The organism is Corynebacterium sp. HMSC072G08, assembly GCF_001809185.1.
GTDB classification, from domain to species: Bacteria; Actinomycetota; Actinomycetes; order Mycobacteriales; family Mycobacteriaceae; genus Corynebacterium; species Corynebacterium phoceense.
This window is the reverse complement of sequence record NZ_KV796458.1, coordinates 92,417-118,905: the sequence shown is the minus strand read 5'-3', so window position 1 is coordinate 118,905 and position 26,489 is coordinate 92,417. Positions and strand designations below refer to the sequence as shown.

The 26,489-nt window shown below is 62.9% G+C and carries 17 protein-coding genes; 9 read left to right on the top strand and 8 right to left on the bottom strand.

Annotation, left to right across the window (positions count from 1 at the left end):
* Positions 1 to 4,601: G5 domain-containing protein (locus HMPREF2559_RS10815; protein WP_168162251.1), on the bottom strand; the 4,601-nt coding region annotated here is incomplete at its 3' end.
* 878 nt (positions 4,602 to 5,479) lie between these two features.
* Here HMPREF2559_RS10815 and HMPREF2559_RS10810 point away from each other — a divergent pair.
* The gene (locus HMPREF2559_RS10810) at positions 5,480 to 7,105 is read left to right on the top strand and encodes a bifunctional ADP-dependent NAD(P)H-hydrate dehydratase/NAD(P)H-hydrate epimerase (RefSeq protein WP_070540728.1); all 1,626 of its coding nucleotides are present in this window, start codon (positions 5,480 to 5,482) and stop codon (positions 7,103 to 7,105) included.
* Here HMPREF2559_RS10810 and HMPREF2559_RS10805 read toward each other — a convergent pair.
* The 3 genes from HMPREF2559_RS10805 to HMPREF2559_RS10795 form a co-directional block, all read right to left on the bottom strand.
* Positions 7,086 to 7,835 (bottom strand): YwaF family protein, encoded by a 750-nt coding sequence (locus tag HMPREF2559_RS10805; protein WP_246818475.1) that lies wholly within the window; start codon positions 7,833 to 7,835, stop codon positions 7,086 to 7,088. The genes HMPREF2559_RS10810 and HMPREF2559_RS10805 overlap by 20 nt on opposite strands.
* Positions 7,836 to 8,230: 395 nt before the next feature.
* The gene (locus HMPREF2559_RS10800) at positions 8,231 to 8,905 is read right to left on the bottom strand and encodes an ABC transporter ATP-binding protein (protein ID WP_066511266.1); all 675 of its coding nucleotides are present in this window, start codon (positions 8,903 to 8,905) and stop codon (positions 8,231 to 8,233) included.
* Position 8,906: 1 nt separating this feature from the next.
* Complete coding sequence (locus tag HMPREF2559_RS10795; protein WP_070540725.1) at positions 8,907 to 9,857, bottom strand: ABC transporter permease; 951 nt, start codon at positions 9,855 to 9,857, stop codon at positions 8,907 to 8,909.
* A 111-nt stretch (positions 9,858 to 9,968) separates the two neighbouring features.
* On the opposite strand from HMPREF2559_RS10795, the gene HMPREF2559_RS10790 reads away from it, so the two are divergent.
* From HMPREF2559_RS10790 to HMPREF2559_RS13410, 4 genes are all read left to right on the top strand, one after another.
* Positions 9,969 to 11,123 carry a sensor histidine kinase gene (locus HMPREF2559_RS10790; protein ID WP_246818474.1) on the top strand — a complete coding sequence of 385 codons (1,155 nt, stop codon included), beginning with the start codon at positions 9,969 to 9,971 and terminating at the stop codon, positions 11,121 to 11,123.
* On the top strand, positions 11,120 to 11,719 hold the full coding sequence (locus HMPREF2559_RS10785; RefSeq protein ID WP_066492603.1) for a response regulator: 600 nt from the start codon (positions 11,120 to 11,122) through the stop codon (positions 11,717 to 11,719). The genes HMPREF2559_RS10790 and HMPREF2559_RS10785 overlap by 4 nt, the downstream gene beginning before the upstream one ends.
* A gap of 9 nt (positions 11,720 to 11,728) precedes the next feature.
* On the top strand, positions 11,729 to 13,189 hold the full coding sequence (locus tag HMPREF2559_RS10780; protein ID WP_066511284.1) for a hypothetical protein: 1,461 nt from the start codon (positions 11,729 to 11,731) through the stop codon (positions 13,187 to 13,189).
* Between the two features lie 259 nt (positions 13,190 to 13,448).
* Positions 13,449 to 13,577: a hypothetical protein gene (locus HMPREF2559_RS13410; protein ID WP_255356881.1), complete on the top strand. Its 129-nt coding sequence runs from the start codon at positions 13,449 to 13,451 to the stop codon at positions 13,575 to 13,577.
* On the opposite strand, the gene HMPREF2559_RS10775 is transcribed toward HMPREF2559_RS13410, so the two are convergent.
* Positions 13,578 to 14,177: a VanZ family protein gene (locus tag HMPREF2559_RS10775; RefSeq protein ID WP_070540722.1), complete on the bottom strand. Its 600-nt coding sequence runs from the start codon at positions 14,175 to 14,177 to the stop codon at positions 13,578 to 13,580. It abuts the gene before it with no gap.
* Positions 14,178 to 14,293: 116 nt separating this feature from the next.
* Between HMPREF2559_RS10775 and HMPREF2559_RS10770 the strand changes: the two genes are divergently transcribed.
* The gene (locus tag HMPREF2559_RS10770; protein ID WP_070540719.1) at positions 14,294 to 15,286 is read left to right on the top strand and encodes an MDR family oxidoreductase; all 993 of its coding nucleotides are present in this window, start codon (positions 14,294 to 14,296) and stop codon (positions 15,284 to 15,286) included.
* A gap of 115 nt (positions 15,287 to 15,401) precedes the next feature.
* Here the strand turns inward: HMPREF2559_RS10770 and HMPREF2559_RS10765 are convergent, their stop codons facing one another.
* Positions 15,402 to 17,135 (bottom strand): DUF5635 domain-containing protein, encoded by a 1,734-nt coding sequence (locus tag HMPREF2559_RS10765; RefSeq protein WP_070540717.1) that lies wholly within the window; start codon positions 17,133 to 17,135, stop codon positions 15,402 to 15,404.
* 185 nt (positions 17,136 to 17,320) lie between these two features.
* Here HMPREF2559_RS10765 and HMPREF2559_RS10760 point away from each other — a divergent pair, with 185 nt between their 5' ends.
* Positions 17,321 to 18,979, top strand: coding sequence for an FAD-binding dehydrogenase (locus tag HMPREF2559_RS10760; protein ID WP_070540714.1), 1,659 nt, complete (start codon positions 17,321 to 17,323; stop codon positions 18,977 to 18,979).
* Positions 18,980 to 19,194: 215 nt separating this feature from the next.
* On the opposite strand, the gene HMPREF2559_RS10755 is transcribed toward HMPREF2559_RS10760, so the two are convergent.
* The gene (locus tag HMPREF2559_RS10755) at positions 19,195 to 20,769 is read right to left on the bottom strand and encodes a DUF2339 domain-containing protein (RefSeq protein ID WP_070540711.1); all 1,575 of its coding nucleotides are present in this window, start codon (positions 20,767 to 20,769) and stop codon (positions 19,195 to 19,197) included.
* Positions 20,770 to 21,133: 364 nt separating this feature from the next.
* The gene (gene leuS, locus HMPREF2559_RS10750; protein WP_066492632.1) at positions 21,134 to 23,977 is read right to left on the bottom strand and encodes a leucine--tRNA ligase; all 2,844 of its coding nucleotides are present in this window, start codon (positions 23,975 to 23,977) and stop codon (positions 21,134 to 21,136) included.
* A 232-nt stretch (positions 23,978 to 24,209) separates the two neighbouring features.
* Between leuS and HMPREF2559_RS12545 the strand changes: the two genes are divergently transcribed.
* A complete protein-coding gene (locus HMPREF2559_RS12545; protein ID WP_083297827.1) occupies positions 24,210 to 25,754 on the top strand; it encodes an alkaline phosphatase in 1,545 nt (514 codons plus the stop codon).
* A 111-nt stretch (positions 25,755 to 25,865) separates the two neighbouring features.
* A complete protein-coding gene (locus tag HMPREF2559_RS10740) occupies positions 25,866 to 26,426 on the top strand; it encodes a CAP domain-containing protein (protein WP_066492634.1) in 561 nt (186 codons plus the stop codon).
* Positions 26,427 to 26,489: the final 63 nt, after the last annotated feature.

Below are 26,489 nucleotides of genomic sequence, written 5' to 3'. Positions count from 1 at the left end.
GGAGTAGACGGCTCACTCGGCTTCTCACCCGGCGTGGACGGCTCGCTTGGGTCCGTCGGCTTGTCGCAGTTGCACTTGGTGCCCACACGGATCTTACGATCCTGCTTTCCCTGCGTGATGGTCTCGGAGGTTTCCGGATCGCCGACCGGTACGCCGTTCTCCAGCTTCCAGGTCTTGGTGATCTCCTTCGAGCCCTTCTTCCCCGCTTGATCCTCGACGACCTCGCCCGCTTCGAGGTTCGGGTCGTATTCAATCAGCGTGTCGTACGGAATTTCTTCCGTGTGCGTATCCGTCAACTCAGTCTTGCTTTCGGCAGGACCGACCTCGATGATTCGTGGCGACGGCGTGCTGATCTCGGACGTGGACTCGTCCTTCTTGACCTCGCCGTTGTTAACGGTCACCGTGACGGTGTGCTCGATCTCGCCCGGGGTGCCCTCCTGGATGACCTTTTGCTCGCCCGGCTGCAAATTCGGGTTGACGCGGATCTCGGTCTCAAATGGGGTCTTCTCAGTCCACTTGACCTCGGTAGAGGCAGGGTCGACCTTGGTGCCCACGCGGATGACCGCGTTGGTCGGCTCCTTGGTGCGCTCAGTAGTCACGGACGGCTCGCCGGACGGCTTGCCATCCACGATCTTCTGGGTGGAGGTGACAACCTCGGTACCCAACTCGCCCTGCTGGTCGACGACCTGCTCGCCGGCCTTCAGGTTCGGGTCGAAGACGATCTTCGTCTCGAACGGAACCGGCTTCTCAATCTTGGTGATGACCTCAGAATCCTCGGCGCCCGGGCCGTACTCGATGATCTCGTTGACCGGGTCCTTGGTCTGCTTCTCCTCAGGGGTCACAGTTGCCTGGTCGCCCTTAGCGGTGAAGTCCGCGGTGTAGGTCTTCTCGCCAGGCTCGCCCTTCTGGACGACCTTGATCTCACCCGGCTTGAGCTCCGGGTTCGGACGGGTTTCAACTTCAAACGGCACCTGGGCAGTCCAGGTGACCTTCTTGGAGACCTCGGATGGCTTGGTGCCGACCTTGATCACCTGATCCACCGGCTCCTCGGTGATTTCCTCAGTGATCTGCGGGTCGCCCGGCTTGGAGTTGATGATGTCACGCTTGATCGTCACCTTCTTCTTGCCTGGCTTGCCCTCGGTGACAGTCTCAGACGTGCCAGCCGGCATGTTCGGATCAAACTCGACCTTCACACCGAACGGGATTTCAGATTCCACGGTCTCGGTGGTCTCACCGGTGGTCTTCGTGCCAACACGGATAACCTGCTTGACCGGCTCCTTGGTGCGCTCATTGGTCACCTTAGGATCGCCGGACGGCTTGCCGTCCACAATCTTCTGCGTCGAAGTTTCGACCTCGGTTCCGAGCTGCCCTTCCTGATCGACGACCTGAGTACCCTTTTCCAGGGTATTGTCGAAGACAATTTCAGTCTCAAACGGAATTGGCTTCTCGGTCTTGGTCACTAGTTCCGATGGCTCCACGCCGGGACCATACTCAACAATGCGAGTAACAGGTTCCTTCGTGGTCTTCTCCTCGGCTACCTCAGCCTTGTCACCCTTGGCGGTGAACTTAGCGGTGTAGGTCTTCTCGCCGTTTTCACCCTCCTGGACGACCCTGGTTTCACCAGGTGCCAGGTCCGGGTTCTCGCGAACCTCGGTCGGGTACGGGATCGGAACCTTCCAGGTCACGTCCTTGGCGCTCTCCGCAGGCTTAGTGCCAACGACAACGACCTCGTTGACCGGCGCCTTAGTCCGCTCCCAGGTACCGTCCTTGTGCATCTTCTCGGAGCCCGGCTCGCCCTCGGTCTCGACCTTGTAGGTCCCTGCAGGGATGGTGTTGTCATATTTGTACTCGACCTTGAATGACACCTCACGCGTCGGAACGTCGACAACGTTGACCACAGCGTATGCGGTGTCCTCAGACCCGTCCTCGTAGGTCACGGTGACCGGAATTTTGACTTGGTCACCCGGCTTCGCATCCGCCGGTGCGGTTGCAGTGATCTCACCATTGTCGTCAATGGTGGCCGTCCAACCCGCCGGGAGTGTACCCAGCTTGTAAGGGTTTTCCTTAGCGACGCTGACATTGTCCGGCTTGTCGAGGTTCAACGGCAGCTTTGCGGTTTCACCCGGGTACACGGTCTCAACCGGGTAAGACGGCTCCGCCTCCCAATTGTTGGTCAGTTTCACGACGGTGGTGACGGGCACCTTCGGGGTCGAGCCGTCCGGAGCTGTAACAGTGACGGTGACGGTGCTCTGGTCACCCGGCTTAGCGTGTGCCGGCGGGGTGGAAGTGACTACACCGGTGTTCGGGTCGACCTTGTAATTCCAGCCGTCAACCTCCTGCTCGGTGATTGGCTCGTCATTGTCGTCAACGCCGAAGGAGAACTTCGACCCCTTCGGAGCGTCCTGGACCTGGTGATCCACAGCTTTGTTCGGGCCGGTGACCTTGACGTCGTAGGTCGGAGCAATATCGCTCTTGAGCACAACGACGGTGCCCTTGACCTGCTGCGGCTTGTCGGCGTTGTCGTAGTATGCGAGCACCGGAACGTTCAAGATGTAGCCCTCGGGTGCTGTCCGCGGGATCGCAGTGGTGATCTCGCCAGTGGTCTCGTCGATCTTGACGGTCCACGTACCGCTATCGTCAGTGTAGGTGAACTCCGTCTTGCCGTCCTCGAAGGTGTAGCGCTTCGGGGCTTCATCGGTCGTGTTGCCACTCAGGCCACGCTCGGGAAGCGTCGGCGTCAGGGTGACCTTGTGTCCGGGTCTATCAGTCACCGTGTCGTAATCGGGGATCTTGATGTCCACGATCGCCTGGAACTGGACCTCAATCTCATCCGTGGTCTGGTCCGGGTAGGTAGCCTTCACCTTCGGAGTAATGATGGTGCCCGGTGCGACGGTATCGTCTGCCTTCGCGGTGACCTTGCCGGTCTCATCGACGGTGACGGTCCAGCCTTCAGGCACAGTGGACGGGTCGACCTCGAACTTGGCTGGGTGAACTGGCTTGTGGCCCTTCATGATGGACTTGGTGCCCACCTGGGCGGTCAAATCTTGGCCAATCTTGCCCTTCGCGAGGCCGGGGCGCACCAGGTCAGTGACCTGGGTGTTGTTCGGGTCGACCACGACGAGCAACTCGAGCTCATCGGTGGAACCGTTGGAGTACTCAACAATAACCTTCGGGCGCGCGAAAGTGCCCGGCTTCGGGTTTTCTGGGGCAGTGACGGTGACGTTGTAGTCCTCGTCCATCTCGACGGTCCAGCCCTCGTAGACGTACTTCTCGTCGAGCGTGACTTTGGCCTCGAAACCGCCGTCGCCCTTCTTCTTCGCTAGGTCCTTAATCAGGTCTGGGACCTGGGTGAAAGTGACCTTCTGCGGCTCGGTAGCCAGTGGGCCGGTTGCGCTATCGACACCCGAGATGATCGAGGCATCCGTCTTGTCGTACTGCGGGTTGTGATACTCGGTGTCATCCAGAGAGAACGCTTTGGAGTCGATGACGTTCGCCTTGTTATAGCGAGTCAGCGAGTTAGAGCTGTCGAAGACTTGGGTATTGCCGAATTCATTGTTGTTTTCACCAGCAGCCTGGAGCTGATCCACGGTACGTGGCTTCGCCAGAACGGAGAAGTTCACGTTCTTGTCGGTCGCCTGGTCCGTACCACGGTACTCAGGCCAGGTGAAATAGATATCGCCGTTGTCATCAATACGCAACATCTGTGTGCCGCCCGAAGCAGCTACGTCAGAGGTGCCGATGAACTTGCCGTTGCCGTCGTAGGCCTCCACGACCATGCGGGACATCGAGTCGTCCGTACCACCGTTCTGCACAGCGGGAACGTTGATCTTACCGACCTTGGTTTCCTCACCAGGGACGATCACATGCTTCTCGAAAGTCTCCCACGACACCGTGATCGGGTTACATTCGATGTTCTCGCTCGGCCACGGGTTGATAACAGCACTGAATTGCGCGCTGCCTCCCTTGGTAACCTGAGGGCCGGAAGTTTGGTCTTTCGTGTAGTTGCCCTGCCAGGCGTAACGTACAGGGTTATCGGCAGTGGCCGAAGCGAACTGCTTGACCTTCTCATCGGTCAGCTCTGCTTCGAGGTTCACGTTTCGTTGCGGACCAGAAGCAGTAATCTTGATGTTCTCGTCGGCCTTATGGGTGACGTTCTCGCCGAGGAAGGTTTGACCGACTTCCATGGATAGCACCTCACCGCGATTCAGGGGCATGCGGCCAGAATTAGTAAAGCCCCAATCCGCGAACGTGCGATCCTTCGAGTTATCAAAGGAAATACTCAAACCCCACCGGGTCTTGTCAGGACTGTCCGCACCTGGCTCCGAGGTCTTCCAGGTGAAACCAGCCTGGCTGTGGTCAGGGGTGTCTGACTCTTCAACAACACACGAACCGGCCGGCAGGTCGGACGCCTGTTGTGCGTCCTTCTCTACCGCTCCGGACTTGTCCCGAATGCCGCCGCTCAGTGTGGCAGCGGTGGCCTCAGGGGTGAGGTCGCTGTAAGAGAAAATGCTGAGCGAACCCAGCGCGAGAGTGATGGCGGACAGTGCGGCAACGCCAGTGCGAGGGTGCCGTCGCGAAACCCTGTTCTGAGAGGAGTTCATTCCTCGATCCTTCCGTAAAACTGTGATATCCCGCTGCGTGGAAACGAACGGTCGGGGATGCCTAAGGCCAAATCCGCATCCGTAGCGTGGACTCGCTTGGGGTGCAAAATCTCCTTAGAATACCTTTAAATCATACTCCTTCCAGGGTAAATAAACAATGGGGATTGTGCGCCAAAAGCTATAAAGTCCAGCGTCGGCCGAGTTCTACGACGCAAGAAAGGGGGGCGGCCCCTGAGGTGCGGGCTTAGAAATCCTTTGAGGGGGTGTTAAGGGTTGGACCGTAGCGGAGCGCTACTCGCGCGGGGAATAGAATGGTTTCACACCACGTTGACGCTATTGCCCCAGCAGAAGGAACGCTGTCCCTACCGCACTCAGCGAAGCGTTTAGGAGGAACATACTTCGCAGCCTTTCCCCCTACGAAAGCTAATGGGTTGTGGAAGTTCTCTTAAAGTATCGGCGGATGCGTCCATTTCACTTGCATAGCTAGCCGCCGACGTCGCAACCCGTGTGAACTGTAGAAGCTCGGTGAAATGTGCGCGGCCGCACGCTGTACGTTTGGATACTCCATCGCCTTTGAATGCCCCCAAAAGTACGGGACGTTGTCAACAATCGGGCGCATACGCTGCCCCTTCGCCATTGTTATGGAATCGAAATCATCTCGCGTATACAGCTCGTCCCTCTACCTTTAAGCTGTTGGAAGACAGGCGCGCACCATCTCAGTCGACGCGCCGGAGCGCATGGAAGTCGAGAGCCATGCAGCCCGCGCGTCGGCCGAGATGGGTGCGTCTTTTTGTATGCCTTCCGCTATGACGGTCAAAAGGCATACTTGATGAATTTTTGAGCTGCCAGCTGGGAAAATCCGGGCTATTCTGGGGCACATGGAGTCGTACTACTCAGTCCCCACTGTCCGTGCGGCCGAAAAGGCATTGCTCGCCGCCACCGCGCCCGAGCAACTCATGCGCCTGGCCGCGCATGCTGTCGCCCGCGCAGCCGTCCAGATGGTGAGCCCCGGCGCGCCCATCCTCATCGTCGCCGGCCCCGGCGGCAACGGCGGGGACGGCCTGTACGCGGGCGCGTTCCTGCTGGGCGCTGGGTATTCCGTCGACGCGGTGCTCGCAGCCAATGCCGCGCACGCCCCGGCGCTCGAGGCCTTCAAGCTGGCAGGCGGCTCCGTGCGGGAGGAGCCGGACTATGAGTCGGTCGCCTCGTACGCACTCATCATCGACGCCGTCGCAGGATTGGGCGCCGGCCGCACCATCAGCGCCGCGCACGATGACCTCTTCCGCCAGGCCAAGCACATCCTGTCTGTCGACGTTCCCAGCGGCATCAACGCCGAGACCGGTGTCGCGGCAAGCCCGTGCGTGCATGCCGATGCCACCATTACCTTCGGTGGTCTTCGCCCCGCTCATGCGCTCGCGCCCGAGTGCGGCGAGATCGTCATTGCCGATCTCACGCCGCGCGGCGCCCCGTATAGCTTCAGCGAGGAGCTCCTCCACCGCAGTTGGGAACTCACCACGCGCATCGCATCAGGCATACTCGCCGCCGAGCAGTCCCTGCCACCGCGTTTCACGTGGAACGAGGCCCTAGAAAACGCCCCCACCGATACCGCGGCGGGCCACATTGATACAGAAGAAGGCACGCTGCGCTTGCGGCCTGCCGCGTCCTTCCACGACATCCACGACCCGACTCCGGGGCCAGCGGATGACAAGTACTCCGGCGGGGTCGTCGCCCTGTGCGCCGGCTCCAAGTCCTATGCGGGTGCGGGAATCCTCTGCGCAAGCGGTGCACTGCGGGCCACGCCATCCATGGTGCGCATCATCGGCCGCCGCGACGTCGTCCACGCCCACCCCGAGGTTGTCTACCACGAGGATGTCGCCTCCGCGGGCCGCGCTCAAGCTTGGGTTGTGGGCCCTGGCCGTGGCCTAAAATGCGCGGCGGAGATCCTCCAGGTGCTCATGAAGGGCCAGCCCACGGTCCTCGACGCGGACGCGCTCACCGTCCTGGCCGACAATAAGGCCGTGCGGAAGGCCGTGCGCAATCACCCGCTCGTCGTGCTTACGCCGCATGCCGGTGAGTTCGAACGCATCTACTCCGCCGTCTTCGGCTCCTACGAGCCCTCGCGCGGCCGCGCAGTCCTGGCGCAGCAACTTGCCGAGGAACTCAGTTGCTTTGTGTTGCTCAAGGGACGCAAGACCATCCTCGCGGGCTACCCGCGCATGCTGCTCGCCGTCGACGCAGGTAATTCCTACGCGGCGACCCCGGGCAGCGGCGACGTGCTCGCGGGCATCATCGGCGCCTGGCTCGCGCACGCCAATCTCGAACACACGCGTCCCGAGGACCGCGCACTCGCAGTGATCGATGCCCTCGGCGAGGCAGTCGCCATCCATGCTCACGCCGCAGCCATTGCGGCGGCGACACCGGAAGGATTGGCGCCGACGACGGCATCGGAAATCGCGCGGTCCATCCCCACCGCCATCGCACGTCTTACCGCCACGCGGCGGTGAGTGCGGCCCACGCCGCGGCGACGCCCACGATTTCCGCACCGATGTAGCCGGGCCAGGGCCCTAGCAGATTGATGACGGACGGACTACCCGGCGCGTGATTGAGGAATCCATAGTTGCCACGGGTCAGCGCGTTCGTGGTCATAGCCGTGGCCATCCACGCAGGCGTGACGGCAACAGCGAAGCGGTAATCGCGCCACGTGGGGCGATAGCCCAGTCCGAAACTCAGCGCGAGTGGCGTGGCAAGCGCCGTGATATGGAAGAACCAATACGTCGCAAAGCGCAGGGCCCGCGGTTCGTAGTAGTAGATGACGTCGGGTGTGAGGATAGCCTGCGGGTTGAGCAGGAGGCCCCAGTAGTACGTGAGCGCGAGCGCTTTATCGTTTCCTGTAATAAGTCCTAGTGCGAGCACCGGACGCAGGACGTCGCACAAATGGAGCGGCAAGGACTCGCGAATATCGAATTGCTTGGGGTCAAGGGACGCCACCGTCCACGCCGTGCCGAGGGCCAGGTGCGTCCAGCCCCACGCCTGCCTGGCTCTCTCCTCATGGCGTGTCCCTCGAAGTCGGCGCGCACCGCTGATGAACCCAGTACACGTGGCGGCCGTCGTGCCCAGCATGGCCCAGTGCGCGCGGCCGAACTGTGGCATGCGCTCATACGTGGTCGCGGTGGGGCGATCGATAAGCCCCTCGACGAGGCGAGTTGTGAGACGGCGAAAGCGGGGTCGAGACATAACGGGATATGAGGGTACCGAACGAGCGAGAAATTTCTAGCCAACGAAGCCTTAGCTTGTGGGATTTCACGGCATGTTTCTCGGCCACAAATGCTTTGGCCGCGGTCACGAAAGTACGTGTGCCACCTCCACGGCGGGACCACGTAGTCTGCTGTTCCCTGAGCGATGGCCGATAAAGGCCGTTCATGATCTTCACTGCCTCGCCGCGTTGCGCCATGGCTGACAGTTGGCGACTCGTCCCCTTCAACGGTTCACGCATTGGTTCCCCATTTCCCCCGAGATGTGCTTTCACCGTAACTGCACCCGCGTAGGCCGGCAACCGGAAGGATTTTCTAGCCGATTAAGCCGTCATTGTGGCCCCAAATCTTGTGCTTCGTCGGCTAAAAATGCAGGACCTACGCTGCCCGAGAAAGCAGTCCTACGTGGCCGTCGCGAACCTCCCAGTGTGCGTCGGCCGCGGCCGCGACGGAAAGGTCGTGGGTGACGACCACGGTCGCGGTGTCCCACTCGGCGGTGGCGCGGCGGAGCAACTCCACGATGTCCTCCGTGAGTTTCGAATCCAGCGCGGAGGTCGGCTCATCGCAGAGCAGGACGGCCGGATCCGCCATGAGCGCACGCGCGATGTTGACGCGCTGACGCTGGCCGCCGGAGAGACGCTCCATGCGGCGGTGGCCCAGGTCAGCGAGGCCGACGAAGGAGAGGAGCTCGTCCGCGCGGTCCTTGCGGGGGCGCACGCCGCGGAGATGGTCGACGATGAGGAGCTGCTCGCGCGCGGTGAGCGAGCCCAGGAGATTGGGCTGTTGGAAGACCATGCCAATGTTCTCGCGGCGGACGCGAGCGCGGGTCTCGTCGTCGAGACCAGCGAGTTCGTGCCCGGCGACCTGGATAGAGCCGGAGGTCGGGGCGATAAGCCCGGCGGCGACGTTGAGCAGCGTGGACTTGCCGGAGCCCGACTCGCCGGTAATCGCGGCGAGCTGACCGGGGTTTACGGTGAGCGAGGCGGAATCGAGGGCGGTAAGGGTGTGGTCGCCGTCGGGGAAGATGACGGAGACATCGTTAAGCGAAAGCATGTTAGGCCTTTCCTCCTAGTGCGATGAGTGGATCGGTGTGGGCGACACGGCGGGTCGCGATGAAGGCGCCGGCGATGCCGAGCAGCCAGACGCCGGCGGGAGGGACAGCGAGGGTGCGCCAGCCCAGGTCGAAAGGCAACGCGCCGGCGGCCAGGGTGCCGAGGCCGATGCCGAGCAGGCCGCCCACGAGGACGCCGCCAGCAAGCAACATCGCGGCTTGGCCGAGGGAGTCGCGGAGTACGTAACGGGAGCTGGCGCCGAGGGCGCGGAGGACGGCGAGGTCGCGCGTGCGCTGGATGGTCCACACGCTCAAAAAGGCGATGGTGACCAGGGCGGAGATGGCGTAGAGGAAGCCTTGCATGGTGAGCAGCGAGCCGTTCTCCGAGGAGTAGGACGGCAGGCCGGAGTAAGCGTCGCGGATGGACACGCCCTCGGCGCCGTCGGTGGACAGCCCGACGGTGCCGTCAGCATCCGTGTGGGCGGCAGCCTGCCACAATTCGGTGGGCGCCCAAACCACGGGCTGGTGGGAGTAGTCGAGCTCGTCCACGACGCCGGCAACAGTGGTGGCCACGCCGCCGAGCGTCACGGTATCGCCCGCAGCAAAGCCGAGGGATTCAGGGACCAGGAGGCCGTCGGAGGGGATCGAACCGACAGGCGAGGAGAAGTCCGCAGGCAGACCAAAGACGGCGACACCGGTGGAGTCGAGCTTGGTCTGCGCCACGCCGAGGGCGGGCAGTGGGCCGGAGTACGTGGACTCCATGAAGGAGGGTTCCTCGGTGGAGAACACGAGGTGAGCCGGGTCGAGGGAGTCGAGGGCGGAGGTATTTTCTTTGGACAGGCCGCCGGTTAAGCCGGTGAGCATGATGAGCAGCAGCGTAATGAGGGCCACGGTGCCACCCATGAGCGTCACGCGGCCACGGGCGGCGCGTAATTCACGAAGTGCAAGGAACATACTTTTATCCTCCTGCGCAGCGGCAACGGATACATCGGGAGCGGCGTTGATTTCGGAATCAACCGGTCGGTTGATTCCGCGTCCGCCGCGGGCACGCTAGCGTTGAGGGACGTGAGATCTATCAACTTGAGCACAGTGCTGGGCAGCTTGCGCGTGGGGCTGCACACCATGTTCGCGCTGCTGCTCGCCTTCGGCGTCGTGCGCGCTGCCGGGGACGGTGACCTGGATGCGCGGGTCTGCGGCCTCGCCATCGCGCTGGGGATCGTCTACGTATGGGGCACCGTCAAGCGCCCACCCACCCGGCGCGCCGCATACTGGTGGCTCGCGCTCATCACGATCCTGTGGATTGGGCTCATGGTCCACGCCCGGGACTTCATGTGGCTCGAGTTTCCGCTGCTCTTCTTGTTCCTCCACGAACTGCCACGCGCGCCGGGGATCGTCTCCACAGTCTGTCTCTGGGCCGGCGCGGCGCTCATCCCGGCGTGGCGCTACCCAGACCAGTGGACCATCGCGGCGGCGGTGGGTCCGGCCATCGGCACCGTCTTCGCCATCGCGTTTTACTACGCGTACGTGGCGCTGCGCGACGAGGCGCTGCGCTACCGCGCGCTCGCGGAGGAGCTGCGAGCGACCCAGGAGGAGCTCGCACGCAGCGAAAACCTCGCCGGACGGCTCGCAGAACGCGCCCGGCTTTCGCGTGAAATCCACGACACGGTGGCCCAAGGTCTGGGCTCCATCGTGCTCATGGCCCGCGCCGGGAAGAACGCGGCGGATCCTTCGGGGCACCTCAAAACCATCGCGACGGTCGCCCAGGACTCGCTCCAGGAGACGCGGAAGCTGGTGCAGGACTTGGCTGCGCCGCCGCAACTCACCACGGCACTCGAGGCCCTCGTCGAGGCACAGAACGAGCGGGCGCGCACGCTCGAGGAAGACACCCACTTCGAGCTCGTCGAAACCGGTGACACCACCAGAGAGCTGCCGGACAAGGTGAGTGCCTGCCTCGAGCGCGCCGCCCGGGAGGGGCTGAGCAACGTCGCCAAGCACGCCCACGCCCGGCGCGCGGTGGTCACCCTCGGAATCTTCGAAGATGCGGCGACGCTCGACGTCGTCGATGACGGTCGTGGCTTCGCCACGACGAACAACAAGGGATTTGGGTTACCAGGACTGCGCGCCCGCGTCGCCGAACTAGGCGGCCGCCTAGAAATGAGCCCCGGCCCAGGAACCGGGACCGCCCTCACCGTACGACTACCGCTCAAGGAGAACCAATGACCATCCGCGTCATGCTCATCGATGACCACCCGGTGGTCCGCGCGGGCCTGCGCGCCATCGTGGATTCCTTCGAGGACCTCGAGGTCGTCGCGGAGGGCACGGACGGCACCGCGGACGTCGACGCCAATGCCGTCGACGTCGTCGTCTGCGATATCCAAATGCCCAACGCGGACGGCATCGAGCTCACCAAGAAGGTCGCGGGAGACGTCCCCGTCCTCATCCTCACCACGTATGACACGGAGGGCGACGTCATCGCCGCCGTGGAGGCCGGGGCCCTAGGCTACCTGCTCAAGGACGCACCGGAGGACAAGCTGCACGACGCCATCGTGGCGACAGCCAAGGGCCAACGCACGCTCGCGCCGGAGGTGGCGGGGCTGCTGGCGGCGCGCATCGGAAAGCCGCGCGAGGCCCTGAGCCGAAGGGAGCGGGAGATTCTGGAAGGCCTGACCACGGGCGCGAGCAACCGCGAGCTCGCGCAGCAATTCTTCGTCTCCGAGGCGACGATTAAGACGCACCTCATCCACATTTATGACAAGTTGGGGGTGGATAATCGCACGGCCGCCGTAACGGTGGCGAGGCAGCGCCGCCTGCTTTAGGCTCGCATTATGGATCAGGACCTGTACCCCGCGCAGTGCGTGCTCATCTCGCTCGATTCGCAGTACCTTGAAGTCTCCCGCCTCGTGGGCGTGGACCCAGACGTGACGGTGGGCGAGCTCGCGCTCATCGCGCATGCCGCGCTGGGCCTAGAGCCTTCCCCTCCGGGGCATGTCCACGTGGGCGAACGTCTCATTGAGATCCTCGACGTCCTCGATGAGCCCGCGTTCCACACGCTCATGAACCGCAGCACTGGCGTGGACTACCACCCCTCCGTCGGCGATTGGGATATCCACCTCATGTTCCTCTCGGAGACCCGCCTGCAGCAAGCCACGCCCGCGCTCATCGACGCCACGGGCCCGGATCTTGTCACCGCCGTGGGCGACGGCAACCGCATGCGCTCCATGCTCGAGGACGTCCGCCAGCTTCTCGCGGGCATTCCTATCCCGCAGACGCAGTGGGAAGCCATCCAGTCCATCTTCCCCAATTACTCGCTCGACCAGCTGCGCCAGCGGCTCACGGAGTGCTTCCACCCCACCATCGCGGATCGTCTCCGGGAGCTCAGCTCGGTTGAAGACGTCATGCCCGAGGGCTTCGACTTTGACACTCCCTTTACCCCGCGCATGCCCGCGCGGCTCGAGGATCCCATCGGCCTGCGCGAGTTTCTCCTCGACTCCTTCCCCGAGCTCCAGCTCGACTTTCCTCTGCCCCAGCTTTCCGATGCCGCCGCGCGCACCCTCGGTACCCGCCTTACCGGCATCCTGCGCACGCTCACCTCGGAGCTGCGCCTCACCTCCACCGGCGCGTTCCGTCCCGCGCTGGTCAAGCGGTTGATCGAAGAGCTCGACGTTGCGGCCTTCTGGCCCGGCGCGGCTACCGCCTCCCGCGAATCCTCCGTGCCGCCCATTGGAATTCTCCACGACTTCCTCGTGTTCATGGACTACATCGAGGAGACCTCCTCACGCATGAACCTCGCGGAGAAGACCAACCGGCTGTTGAGCGACCCGGGTCTGGTGGGCGAGGACTACTTCACCATGCTCCCCTTCTGCGATGACGACAGTGACTTAGTGAGCACCGCTCTCCTGTTCTGCCTGCTCATCCGCGGCGAGCCGCTGCCGCTGAGCGGCGTGCCCACCAAGGTCGGCCCCGAGGGCCCCGATAACGTGCACCGCACCATTCGTCTCTATCAGATGCTCGGCATCCTCGCCCCGGACGATCCGCTCCGGCTCACCGAGGCCGGCCGCGGCATGGTGGGCTGGCAGCTGCACAACCTGCGCGGCATCATCGAATACAAGGGCCTGCTCAACGAGGAAGCCGGCATCACGCACCTGCTCGACACGCGCCCTACCCCTCTCACCGAGCCCACTCATCACGACCTCGACATGGATACGCTGCACGATTTCTTCACTCTCGACGAAGAGAACTACGGCTTGCCCGACGACTTCGACGACGATCAAACTCGCCCCTTTTAGCTCCCCGAAAGGTCTCCCCCGGCCTCTCCTTCTCCATCTTTTCCCCCTCGGCACCGCTCCAGCTCGCTCAACCCCGCGTCCTCATCATCCTGGTCCTCACCGTCGTCGCCGTAGCCGGCCGTGTGGCCTCCTACTTCCTCAGCGCGGACTCCCCAGAAAACACTTCAGGGCCCGCGCCTGAAGCCACCGCAGAAACCGCCGAAGCGGCGCCCAAACCCCACCCAGAATTCGGAATTGTGTACGGGATTCCAGAGTTTTGGTGGGGTTTGGGCGCGACGTTGAGGGGCTAGGCTTCAACGAGCTCGCGGACGTCTCGCCTGTACGAATCGAGGGCACGCCGTGGCAGGCCTTCGAGCCCGCATTGCGCAGCCTCGAGGTCATCACGTAACTATCCGATTATTCCGGTCACCAGCCCACAGACCACGATGACGAGCAGCGCCGCAGCGAGGAAGCCCAGGCGCCACAGCAGCTTGGTTTGGCGCTCGTGGTCAAGGCGCAGCATCGCCCACGCGCCCATTGCCGCGCCCGCGGTATTGAAGAGCACGTCGTCCACATCGCTGTAGCCCAGCGCGAAGATATACTGCGTCACCTCGATGCCCACCGAGAGCCCCGCCGCGATAACCACGGCGCGCAGCCACAGGCTCAGGCGGCTCGCGCGACCGCGCACCGCCGTCGCCGCGAGCGCCACGAGCACGAGCCCCACCGGAATAAACAGCGCGATATTGCCAAAGGTATTGGTGTACTTGCCGTACCAAATGGTGGTCCCAGCGACCCACTCGTGGAAGAGGTCGAGATTCACCGACCGCACCCGGTGCGCCGAGGCGTTGATAATGCCGGGGATCTCGATGAAGGGCTTGCCCACCGTCGCCACTGCGGTCACAGCGAGCACGAGCAGGCTTACCGGGCGCGCGTCGCGGCGCACCGTGAGGTGGTCGCTCACGGAACGGTGTCGCGCGGGGGCCGGGCTCTTCGTCGCTGTCACTGTCATAAAGGACAACCTAAGCCTCCCGCCTGTCAGCTCTCCGGGGTACGAGCTGAATGTCACCTGCCCATCCCTGCCAATTCCCCACGAGCCGCACGCCACAGACGCGTAGGCTTGTGCCCATGAGCACACTCAAAGTCACCCGCACCGATTCCGGAGTTTCCCACGAGTTCCTTGACGGGCCCCTGCTCGGCGAGGGCGACATACTCGTGGATGTCGCCTATTCCTCCCTCAACTACAAGGACGCCATGGCTCTCGACGGCAATAAGGGCGTGATGCGCGTCGACCCACTTGTGCCGGGCATCGACGTCATCGGCACCGTGGCCGAGTCCTCTGACGCGCGACTGCCGGAAGGTACCCTCGTCGCCGCCTTCGGCGATGGCCTGGGCGAGTTCCGCCACGGCGGCTACACCACCCAGCAGAAGGTCAAGGCCGCGGCCACCGTCCCGGTCCCCTCGCGCTTCTCGGCTTCCGATGCCGCCGCTATCGGCACCGCCGGTTACACCGCCGCCCTCTGCGTCAACGCCCTGCTCCGTCACGGGCTCACCGAGGGCCACGTCCTCGTCACCGGTGCGACCGGCGGCGTGGGCTCCATCGCGGTGCAGCTGCTCAAGTCGCTCGGCTTCGAGGTCACCGCACTCACCGGCCGCGTCGACGCAGAATCCGAGTACCTGCACACGCTGGGCGCTGACCACATCCTCGACCGCGCAGAAATTTCCGTGCCCGGCCGCCCGCTGCAGAAAGCCCGCTTTGACGGTGCCGTCGATACCGCCGGTTCCGCCGTGCTCGCCAACGTTCTGGCCCAGATCACCTGGGGCGGCGTCGTCGCCGCGACCGGTATGGCCGCAGGCCCCGACCTGCCCGCCTCCGTCCTGCCTTTCATTCTCCGCGACGTGACACTCGCCGGCGTGAACTCCGTCGACGCGCCGCTGCCCCGCCGCGAGGAGGCCTGGAAGCTGCTCGACGAACACCTAGACCTCGAGCTGCTGCGCTCCATCACTACCACCGTCGCGCTCGCCGATGTCGCGGAAACCGCCAAGGAGATCCTCGCGGGCAACCACCACGGCCGCACGGTGGTTACCATCGCCGAGCAACCGCGACCTGGGGATTGTTAGATTAGACCCCCTCTATTCTGACAAAGATCCGCCGAATCGGCGGATCCGTGGTGGAATAGCACAGCACCAGAAGACAACGACTAGGCGCCGTGAAGACAGGTTCTAGGTTGCAGTTCTAGGTTGCGGGTACGTACTTGGTCGACCGACCGCCGCCCACCAGACGCAGTTCTCCGTCCTCCACCATGTCGTCAATGCATTTCTTGGCCGTTCCGCGGGACACGCCCGACAACGCCATCAGATCTTTCGTGGCAATGGCCCCGAAACGCGAGGTCCATTGCCGAACCAGCTTCGCAAGCGCGGAACTTTCCGTGCTGAGATACGGAACTAACTCATACACCGAGTCTGTCGAGCGGGAATGCAACATATCTCGAGCAGTATCACCCAGCAACCATGCGTCCTCGTGTTTAGTAATCATCGGCACGCCGTCGATGGTCGTCTGTAATGCCGCAGTAAGCGCAACGCGCGCAGACTCCAGTCCGGTTTGAAGCCCCTCGGCAACGTCCTCTTCGGTAATAAAAGACCGATGGAACAGGAGATAGAGAATCACCGCGATGCGAAAGTCATTCTGACGCGGAGCGGGGACAATGGCTGACACCAACTGCAAGACCGGAAGGACCGGAGCGCCGCCCACCAGCGTAGTTTCAACACAAGGACCGGCTACCTCTTCGATCAGCGGCGGACGGTGCCCCAAGGTAATCATTGCCTGATACATGCGATCGACTCCCACGCCCTGCTTATCCACCAGCCCCACGGCACGAAATATGTCGGCGAGAGCAGGGTAACGTGCGAAACGATTACTGAGGATATTCTTCGCGTTAATATCCGGCGGGAACCCACCTGGACTGCGCACAACGAGTGTCGAGTCCAAATCAATCCATCGCACATCGGTAGGCTCACGCCGGTTCCAATCGCGATGGATAATGCCATTGAGAAGCGCCTCGCGTACCGCACTGACTGGTATTTCCGGCACTGGGGTATGCAAGAACCCCTCGATCACCGTGTTATCGCGATTGACTGCGGAGAGCACCGTTTCCACTTCATCCAACTGTTCAAGCAGCGATTCCTCCGCGCGCGTGGAGACGCGACGCTGGACGGCGCCCCCGTGCACGTCGAGAATAGTGACTTCGAAAGCCACCCTATTCATCGCCGTAAAGAGCATGGCGCCCGCCCCCGACAAGGCATCTTTGGGCCCCAGAGCGCCGAGACGCCGGAGGAAATCCTCCTTGCTGAGATCCGTGACCTCGTCCTCCCGCTTCGACAGCGCACGGCGCGCCAAGTCTACGGCGCGTTCCCGCACATCAGCCAGCGTCTTCGCGGAGTCTTGCGCGAGTACGTCTAGATTTTGACGCTGGCGTTGATGCTCCCACCACTCGGAACGATCAACCGGCTTGCAAGAACTCCCCACCCGCCAGCGCAGGCGGTTGGCGGTGTCATGCACAGGCTCCGGCGACGGCGCGACATATAGAGCAAGCACGCGCTGCCCCTCAACAGTGCGAACTGCAATATCAGGAGCAACATCAATCTTGTTATAGATCTGCTCGCGCAACCAATCGACATCAAGCTCTGTCCCAATGACGTCGCCGGTCTTATCCGCGATCCCCACGATGAGAGCGCCGCCTCCGGGACTATTCGCCATGCATGCCACCTCATCCGCCAGCTTGACAGCGGCGTCTGGATTTTCAGGATAGCCAGGCTCAATCTCTTTGCCGTTCCGGCGACCCGCCTCTTCCTTGAGATCTACCGACTGCGTCTCTTTGGTGATGGTCACCCTGCCACCCCGTGCAGACGACAGAATGCGATCAACCTCAGATTCAAGCTCGGCCTTACGGCCCTCAAGTTCTACCTTCATCGAAGCCCACCTGCGGATTGTTAGAATAGGACCTCCTTATTCTAACAAGGATCCGTGAATTCACCGGTTCTTTGTCAGATTAGACCCCCTATATTCTGACAAAGATCCGCCGGATCGGCGGATCCGCGGTGGAATAGCCGCGCGGATGCAGGTGCACGGCGAGGCGTGCGTGCTAGCTTTGTGTCATGAGTCACAAGCAAGAATCTGCCATCATCGTCGGCGCGGGGCTGGCGGGTCTCGTCGCGGCCTATGAGGCCATCAAGGGCGGCAAGCACGTCATCATCCTGGAACAGGAAAACCGCGCCAACCTGGGCGGTCAGGCGTTCTGGTCGCTGGGCGGACTCTTCTATGTGGACTCCCCGGAGCAGAAGCTCATGCGTGTCCACGACTCGGAAGAGCTCGCCTGGCGCGACTGGCAGAATTCCGCGGACTACGACGACGCGGAGCACGATACGTGGCCACGCGCGTGGGGCCGCGAGTACGTGCGCTTCGCCGCGAATGAGAAGCGCGATTACTTGAAGGCACTGGGACTTAACATGCTGCCCACCATCGGCTGGGCGGAGCGCGGCTCCGGCGATGCGTCGGGACACGGCAACTCGGCCCGGCGTTTTCACCTCACGTGGGGCACAGGCCCAGAGGTCGTGCGAGTCTTCCGCGAGCCGCTCCTCGAGGCCGAAAAGCAGGGCCGCGTACGTTTCTGCTTCCGCCACCGCGTGGACGAGCTCATCGTGGAGAACGGTCGTGTCACCGGCGTGCGTGGCAGCGTGCTCGCGCCCTCGGACGCGGATCGTGGCGTCGCCTCCTCGCGCGAGGTGGTCGACACCTTTGAAGTCCGCGGGATCGCCACCGTGGTGGCGACTGGGGGCATCGGCGGCAACTTGGCCAAGGTCCGCGAAATGTGGCCGGAGGATCGCTGGGGACCGTGTCCGGAAGACATGGTCACCGGCGTGCCGGCGCACGTGGATGGCCGGGGCATCGACATCGCGGCTGCGGCCGGTGCCCACCTGGTCAACACGGACCGCATGTGGCACTACCCGGAAGGCATGACCAACTGGGATCCCATCTGGCCCGGCCACGGCATCCGCATTATCCCGGGACCGTCCAGCCTGTGGCTCGACGCGGAGGGCAAGCGCCTGCCCACCAACCTATTCCCTGGCTCCGACAACCTGGCCGCGCTCGCGCATATCGGCCGCACCGGCCACGGCTATTCCTGGTTCGTGCTCAACCAGGCCATCGCGGATAAAGAGTTCATCTTCTCCGGCTCAGAGCAAAACCCGGATCTCACGGACAAGGAATTCAGGAAGCTCGCCGGCAAGCTGGGTCCCGGCACGCACGTGGCGATTCAGGCGTTCATGGATCATGGCATCGACTGGGTCGTCGCTGACAGCTTGGACAAGCTCGTCGACGGCATGAACAAGGTCGCTGGCAACGAGCGCATTGAACTCGACTCCCTGCGCACCCTCATCGAAGACCGCGACTCGCAGCTGGACAACCCGTTTAGCAAAGACGCGCAGGTCAACTACATCCGCATCGCGCGCGCATTCTTGGGCGATAAGATTGTGCGCACCGCCCCACCGCACCGGCTGCTCGACGAATCCAAGGGCCCACTTATCGCCGTGCGCCTCAAGGTGCTCACCCGCAAGACGCTGGGCGGCATCGAAACCGACCTTTCCGGCCGCTGCCTCCACGCTGACGGCACCGTGCTCGAGGGGCTCTACGCCTGCGGTGAGGCCGCCGGCTTCGGCGGTGGTGGCATGCACGGCAAGAACGCGCTGGAAGGCACGTTCCTGGGCGGCTGCATCCACTCCGGCAAGCGCGTGGGCGAGGCGTTGGCGGCGTTGTAGACCGAGCACCATTATCGCCGCGCATGTGGGAAGTTCCCAAGGTTTCTTTTCATAAGGCGGTTGGCAGGGGCTCATCCCCTGCCCACTTGATGCCCATTGCCTTACACGCTGCCTTCCGGTGTGCTCGCCGTTGCCTTGCCTGCCGATGCCCCCCTCCACCCAGCCAGTCCCCCGCTCCGGCCGGGCCATGATGCTGGGCGGCATCGACTCCTGAGCTAGTCGCCCGAAATAGCGCTCGCTTCCTCCGGCGAGGAACGCTTTACCGCAATGGTGAGCAGCACGATGCCACACAGGAGGAAGGCGAGGGCGCGGATGAGGCCGTTGATGGCCGCCATGTCGTAGAAGACGAGCTTGACCACCGAGCCAATGGCGAGCGCAGCGCCGAGGCCTGTGAGTCCCAGGTGCTTGGCGAGCAGGAACCACGCGGCAAGAACCATCCAACCGATGGACACCACGGCATGGCCGAGACGGAAGGCCGCCTCGGTTCCGCCGGTGACGACGCCCAGCTGCAGCGCGATGCCCACGACAGCGAGCATGCTCAGGTACAGGGCGAGGAGCAACGCAACCACCTTTACTCCCCCGTCCTCGACCCGCGGAAGGCGCTGTGGCAGCACGGTGAGCACCACGAGCGTCACAGCGAGCAACGCCGCCTGAATGAACAACTCCGTGGAGATGGGACGCGACCAGAAACCGAGGACGCGCTCGGCGAGCTCCCACGTGAGCCAGAGAGCGCAGAATGCCCAGATAGCAATGGTGAGGTTGTCCCGGATGTAGTTGACAACGAGGACCGCAGCCAGGCAGAACGCCGCGAAGCCCACCAGTCCTAGACTGCGGGATACGGACGGTGCGAGCCCCATGTCGGAGATCTCCGTCGTGGCCACGAGAACGATGGGCAGGGCGCGCAGCATCCACGCGCACAGGTCTGCAGCAGGAGTCATCTTCGTCTCCGTCGCCGCAGAGCCGAAGGGGGCCCGCAGGGCGAGGACGAGGAGTCCAGCCGTAACGACCGCGACCAGCCAGACCGTCCACATGGAGTTTGCCACGATGGCTGCGCCGACGACCAGGATGGCGGGATAGACTCCCCAATGTATTTTAAAATCTGGATATGGCGACGAAATTCGGAATTTGAGACCTAGAACGGCTAGAATAACTGCAGTCACTATAGCCTCTACTGTTACAACATCTAGGGATATCCAAACATCGGGGCGGCCAACACTCAGGTACACCAATATAGAACTGAGTGCACCAATGGCGCTGATGCCGTAGTTTTTATGCGCAATGCCCATACCGACGATGATCAGCGGTATGAGGAATACTAGGGTAGACCCAGCATAATATATATTAAATGCAGAGAATGTGACCGCACCGACCGCGGCGCCGCCCGCGAGCCACGTTCCGGTCGCAGCACGCTGGTTCACGCGCACCGCGTACGCGCCGACGGCGAGATAAATCACCGCCATGATCGGTGGGGCGATCCACGCCGGAATCCATTCGAGTTCCAAAGCCATGAGCCACGTCGTGGCGAGGGCAGTATAGAGTCCCGTCGCGAGCAACGCCGTCACGGAGGCGGCCGGGGCCTTGGCACGGAAGTGGTGCGCGGCTGCGAGCAGAGCCGCCGACACAATGTAGGCGAGGATCACGCGGCCAGCCGGGCCGAGCAAACCAGCCTGGATGGCCACGGCAACGAGGAAGGCGACGCCCGCGAGTGTGATGACGCCGCCGCCGATCGCCACGGCTTTGATGAGCGTCGACTCGCGATCGCGTGGTGTGCGCGCCTGCGGCGAGCCCATGCTGGACCGAAAAGTCGGGATACCAGCAGGTTTTTTCCGGACTCGGGGAATAGGCTTGAGAGGTTCTGAGGGCGGCGAAGGAGTCACGGATGCAGACTCCAGGTAACCCGCAAGCTGTGAGCGGGCATCGCTCAAAGCACGTTCAGCAATATCAAGGCGGCGGACAACGTCGCGCAGCGTCGCGTCATCGGGCGGCCCAGAAGTATATGTCGGTCGCATAATTTATAGGTACCGCACCTTCAACATGCGCGCTATTGAAAGTATGTTTTGTTACCTATTCGACGCGAGCCTATTTAGTCACGTGATGAAATTTCCCCGAACTGCCGCCCGCCCACCCCTCACCCCAGGGGAGGGCGGCTCAGATTTACTTCACAACCAGGTTGACCATGCGGCCCGGGACGTAAATCTGCTTGACGATGTTCTTACCCTCGGTCAGGCTGGCGATCTTGGAGTCGGCGAGGGCGGTGGCAACAACATCGTCCTGGGCGGCATCGGCAGCCACGGTAATGCGTGCCTTGACCTTGCCGTTGATCTGGACGGGGACTTCGACCTCATCGTCAACGAGGTACTTCTCATCGAAGGTGGGGAAGTCCACGTACGTGATGGTGCCCTCGTGTCCGAAGCGCTTCCACAGCTCCTCCGCGATGTGCGGGGCGATGGGGGAGACCAACTGCGCGATCGGTTCAACGGCGGCACGCGGGGCGGACGCCTTGTACGTCTTCGTCAGGTAGTTGACGTACTCGATGAGCTTGGCCACGACGGTGTTGAGACGCAGGTTCTCGTAGTCGTCACGCACGCCCGCGATGGTGCGGTGCAGCTGCTTGAGGTCATCCTTCGTGAGCTCGGTGTCACTAGTGGCGAGCTCGCCGGTTTCTTCGTTCACAGCCAGGCGCCACAGGCGCTGGAGGAAGCGCTGGGAGCCGACGACGTCCTTCGTAGCCCAGGGACGGGACGCGTCGAGCGGGCCCATGGACATCTCGTAAACACGCAGGGTATCCGCACCGAAGTCGCGGCAGATGTCATCCGGAGCCACGGCGTTCTTCAGGGACTTGCCCATCTTGCCGTACTCCTGGTTGACCTCTTCGCCGTTGTAGAAGAACTTGCCATCCTTCTCCTCGACCTCGGCGGCCGGGACGTAGACGCCGCGAGCATCGGTGTAGGCATAAGCCTGGATGTAGCCCTGGTTGTAGAGGCGACGGTACGGCTCCTTGGAGGTGACGTAGCCCAAGTCGTAGAGGACCTTGTGCCAGAAGCGCGCGTAGAGCAGGTGGAGAACCGCGTGCTCAACGCCGCCGACATACAGGTCCACGCCGCCCGGATCGTTCGCGCCGTGTTCCGCCGGACGAGGTCCCGTCCAGTAGCGCTCGTTCTCGATGTCGCAGAACGCGTCATCGTTGGTGGGATCGATGTAGCGAAGCTGGTACCAGGAGGAACCGGCCCACTGCGGCATGACGTTGGTGTCTCGATAGTATTTCTTGGGCCCTTGGCCCAAGTCCAGCTCGACCTCGACCCACTCGCGGGCCTTGGCCAGCGGCGGCTGCGGCTCGGAGTCGCGGTCGTCCGGATCGAAGGAGACCGGCTTGTAGTCCTCGACCTCCGGCAGCTCGACGGGGAGCATGGAGTAGGGCAGCGGGTAGGGCTCGCCGGCCTCGTCGTAGACGATGGGGAAGGGCTCGCCCCAGTAACGCTGACGGGCGAACAGCCAGTCACGCAGCTTGTACTGGATCTTCTCTTGGCCGACCTTGTTGTCGACCAGCCACTGGATCATGGTGGCGATGGCCTCGGCCTTTTCCATGCCGTTGATGTCCAGGCCGTCGTTGTTGGCAGAGTTCACGCGCGGACCGTCGCCCACGTAGGCCTCCTCGTCAAGGTTGCCGCCGGCGACGACCTCAACGATGGGCAGGCCGAACTCAGTCGCGAAATCATAGTCGCGCTGGTCGTGGCCCGGGACCGCCATGATGGCACCGGTGCCGTAACCAGTCAGGACGTAGTCACCAATGAAGATCGGGATCTGCTGGCCGTTGACCGGGTTGGTGGCGTAGGTGCCCAGGAAGACACCGGTCTTTTCCTTATTCTCCTGACGCTCGAGGTCGGACTTCGCCGCGATGTCGAGGCGGTACTGCTCAACGGCTTCCTTCGGGTCATCGTTGCCGTACGTCCAACGAGGATCGACGTCGTCGTCATAAGGAATGGGGGAGAGGAGGGCATCGACAAGCTCATGCTCTGGGGCCAGCACCATGTACTGCGCGCCGAAGAGGGTGTCCGGGCGGGTGGTGAAGACCTTGATGTCATGGCCCTCCGCGCGGAAGGTGACCTCGGCGCCGCGGGAGCGGCCAATCCAGTTGCGCTGCATGGACTTGACCTTGTCCGGCCAGTCGAGCAGTTCCAGATCGTCGAGGAGGCGATCCGAGTAGGCCGTGATGCGCATCATCCACTGGCGCAGGTTCTTGCGGAACACCGGGAAGTTGCCACGCTCAGACCTGCCGTCCGCGGTCACCTCCTCGTTCGCGAGCACCGTGCCCAGGCCCGGGCACCAGTTCACGGTGGAGTTAGACAGGTAGACGAGACGGAACTCGTCCACAGCCTCACGCTTTTCTTCCGGCGTGAGATCTGCGTAAAAACGGCCGTCCTTGGTCTTGCGCTTACCGACCTCGAGCTCCTTGATGAGCTCGGCGATGGGGCGGGCCTTCTGGGCCTTGTCATCGAACCACGAGTTATAAATCTGCAGGAAGATCCACTGCGTCCACTTGTAGAACTCCGGATCCGTGGAAGCGACCGAGCGGCGCGGATCGTGGCCGAGACCCAGCATGCCCAACTGGCGGCGCATGTTCTCAATATTGGCCATCGTGGTGGTGCGCGGGTGCGTACCGGTCTGGATGGCGTACTGCTCAGCCGGCAGGCCGAAGGCGTCATAACCCAGCGTGTGCAGGACGTTCTTGCCCAGCATGCGGTTAAAGCGAGCGTACGTATCCGTCGCGATGTAGCCCAGCGGGTGGCCGACGTGCAGGCCCACGCCGGAGGGGTACGGGAACATGTCCTGGATGTTGAGCTTGTCCTTGGGCAGCTCACCCTCACCAGCTAGCGGACCGGTGGGGTTCGGTGCGTTAAAGGTGCCGTGATCCTTCCAGTACTGCTGCCAGGTCTTTTCAATCTGGTTCGCCAGCTCCGGGGTATAGCGGTGGGCTGTGCTTTCGCTCGGGTTAGTCATGCTTAGACAGTGTAGTAGCCCTGCGTTATAACGCCACGGTGTGGTGCAGGTAGAGCCCTTACGTTTCCCTCAGCGGATTTTTGGTAGTACTTCCACGGAAATTCACCGGAAGTTTCCACCGCATTTCCTTGACGGTCGCGTGTGTTTCTTAAGGTAGGCGAGTCTCGCTCACGGCAAGTGGCTCGTGAGGTGAACGTCGCTATCAACTCTCGCACTCCCAAGGACATTTTTCATGCGCATTTTCTCCCGCACCGTCGCCACCCTGGCCGCCGCTGCCCTGTGCACCGGCATCGTCGCCCCGGCACAGGCGGCTGAGTCTGCTGGCCCGAAGAACATCATCGTCATGATCGGCGACGGCATGGGCTACGGCCACATCGCCTACAACAACCTCTACGAGACCGGCCAGTCCAAGTACCTCGTCGACGGTGAGTTCAGCGCCGAGGGCCCGAAGGAGCTCGAGGGTGAGTCCGTACAGCGCTACGAGGACTTCAATCGCCTGTCCCAGACCACCTTCTCCCAGGGCGGTTCTTACCACCCGGAGCAGGCGTGGGCTACCCACGACTACGTCTCTGAAGGCGTCATCACCGACTCGGCTGCAGCAGGTACCGCCATGGCCACCGGCATCAAGGTGAAGAACGGCGTGCTGGGCATGTCCAACTACGGCATGGCGGAGGAGAATATCTCCGAGCGCGCCATCAAGCAGGGCAAGTCCGCCGGCGTCGTTTCTTCCGTGCCGTTCTCCCACGCCACTCCGGCGGCCTACGCGGCGCACAACAAGGACCGCAACGCGTACGGCGAGATCGCCCACGACATGCTCAACTCGGATCTCTCCGTTGTCATGGGTGCTGGCCACCCGCTCTACGATGACTCGAACCAGCTGCTGGCCACCCCGTCCTACGACTACATCACCGAAGAGGACTTTGGTGCGCTCTCAGGCGGAAAGACCGACTGGAAGTTCGTGGAGACGAACGAGGGCTTTGACAAGCTTGCCGCTGGTGAGGTCGAGGAAGGCGCCAAGTACTGGGGCACCCCGCAGGTCGCCTCGACGCTGCAGCAGGGCCGCGCCGGTGAGGGCGAGACCCCGTACTCCGACCCGCAGAACGACGTGGTGGATCTGCCCACCATGACCAAGGGTGCGCTCAACGTGCTGGGCCAGGATGAGGACGGCTTCTCCATCATGATTGAGGGCGGCGCCATCGACTGGACCGGCCACGCCAACGACTCCGCTCGTGAGATCGAGGAAGTCCAAGACTTCAACAAGTCTGTCGATGCCGCCATCGACTGGGTCGAGGAGAACTCCAACTGGGAGGAGACCCTCCTCATTGTCACCGCTGACCACGAGACGGGCTACCTCTCCGGCGCGGACGAGAAGGAAAAGTGGAACTCCATGGCCGGCGACAAGGACGCGCTGCCAAGCCACGAGTGGTACTCCAAGGAGCACACCAACCAGGTCGTGCCGTTCTTCTTCAAGGGCGTTGGCTCTGAGGACATCAAGGCCGCAGTGAAGGGCACGGACCCGGTCCGTGGCGACTTCATTGACAACACCGACATTGCCAAGCTGGTCTTCAACAATTGGTGGACGGAAGACGACTCCAAGCAGGACGACGACAAGCAGAACGAGCAGCCGAAGCAGGACGGCTCCTCGAAGGATTCTGTCGGTGCGGGCCTGGCGGGCGCCGGCATCATGGCGGCCATCCTCGCTGCCGTGGCGGCTGCGCTGCAGGCTATCGGCATGCTGAAGATTGATATGTCGGCCATCCAGAAGCTCCTCAAGTAGCTTCACTTTTCTTCGGGCCCTTTCCGTACTGCGGTGCGGGGAGGGCCTTCGCTCGCCTACACTTCCAACGGAACACCAAGGAACACAGCCACCTACCTCGGAGAGAATTTAATGCGTACCCCACCCGCCCTTGCCGCAGCCGCACTTGCAGCCACGCTCACCGTGGGGGTGTCGTCTCCCGCGCAGGCCACCGTGGTGGACGATGTCGTGGCGACAGTGATGGCGCAGGTCAACGGCCTGTTCTCCCAGATTAAGCTGCCGTCTTTTGCAGGGCTGTCCTCGCAGGCAGGGTCCTCGACAGCGACGGGGTACCGGGCGACGCGGCCGGATCTGGAGGCCGTGCGCGGGACCGTCATGACCGAGCTCAATGCGTATCGCGTGAGCCACGGACGCGCGCCGGTGGCCTTTAACGTCCGGCAGGCGAACGACGCGCAGGGCTGGGCGGACCACCTCAACGCACAGGGCGGGACGCGGATCTGGCATTCCGGCACGGATACGTTTGAAAACATCGCGCTGACTGCGGGGCCGGACGCGCACGCGCCTGTGCGGCAGTGGCAAGCCTCGCCCACCCATAACGCGGTGATGCTCGATCCGGGCCTGCGCGTGGGGGGAGTGGGCGTCGCGCAGAACGCACTAGGCCAATACATCGTTGTCTTGCGCGGCTATTTTTAGGGAGAATGACTAGACTTTCCTCGTGTTCCTGCGGGTTGCGGAAAAGGGCGCCCGCTGTCCTAG

What these genes read in the sequence shown, in the direction of transcription:
- HMPREF2559_RS10810 (WP_070540728.1), top strand. Translation starts at nt 5,480, where the DNA reads ATGGAGTCGTACTACTCAGTCCCCACTGTCCGTGCGGCCGAAAAGGCA.
- HMPREF2559_RS10805 (WP_246818475.1), bottom strand. Translation starts at nt 7,835, where the DNA reads ATGTCTCGACCCCGCTTTCGCCGTCTCACAACTCGCCTCGTCGAGGGG.
- HMPREF2559_RS10800 (WP_066511266.1), bottom strand. Translation starts at nt 8,905, where the DNA reads ATGCTTTCGCTTAACGATGTCTCCGTCATCTTCCCCGACGGCGACCAC.
- HMPREF2559_RS10795 (WP_070540725.1), bottom strand. Translation starts at nt 9,857, where the DNA reads ATGTTCCTTGCACTTCGTGAATTACGCGCCGCCCGTGGCCGCGTGACG.
- HMPREF2559_RS10785 (WP_066492603.1), top strand. Translation starts at nt 11,120, where the DNA reads ATGACCATCCGCGTCATGCTCATCGATGACCACCCGGTGGTCCGCGCG.
- HMPREF2559_RS10780 (WP_066511284.1), top strand. Translation starts at nt 11,729, where the DNA reads ATGGATCAGGACCTGTACCCCGCGCAGTGCGTGCTCATCTCGCTCGAT.
- HMPREF2559_RS10775 (WP_070540722.1), bottom strand. Translation starts at nt 14,177, where the DNA reads ATGACAGTGACAGCGACGAAGAGCCCGGCCCCCGCGCGACACCGTTCC.
- HMPREF2559_RS10770 (WP_070540719.1), top strand. Translation starts at nt 14,294, where the DNA reads ATGAGCACACTCAAAGTCACCCGCACCGATTCCGGAGTTTCCCACGAG.
- HMPREF2559_RS10765 (WP_070540717.1), bottom strand. Translation starts at nt 17,135, where the DNA reads ATGAAGGTAGAACTTGAGGGCCGTAAGGCCGAGCTTGAATCTGAGGTT.
- HMPREF2559_RS10760 (WP_070540714.1), top strand. Translation starts at nt 17,321, where the DNA reads ATGAGTCACAAGCAAGAATCTGCCATCATCGTCGGCGCGGGGCTGGCG.
- HMPREF2559_RS10755 (WP_070540711.1), bottom strand. Translation starts at nt 20,769, where the DNA reads ATGGGCTCGCCGCAGGCGCGCACACCACGCGATCGCGAGTCGACGCTC.
- leuS (WP_066492632.1), bottom strand. Translation starts at nt 23,977, where the DNA reads ATGACTAACCCGAGCGAAAGCACAGCCCACCGCTATACCCCGGAGCTG.
- HMPREF2559_RS12545 (WP_083297827.1), top strand. Translation starts at nt 24,210, where the DNA reads ATGCGCATTTTCTCCCGCACCGTCGCCACCCTGGCCGCCGCTGCCCTG.
- HMPREF2559_RS10740 (WP_066492634.1), top strand. Translation starts at nt 25,866, where the DNA reads ATGCGTACCCCACCCGCCCTTGCCGCAGCCGCACTTGCAGCCACGCTC.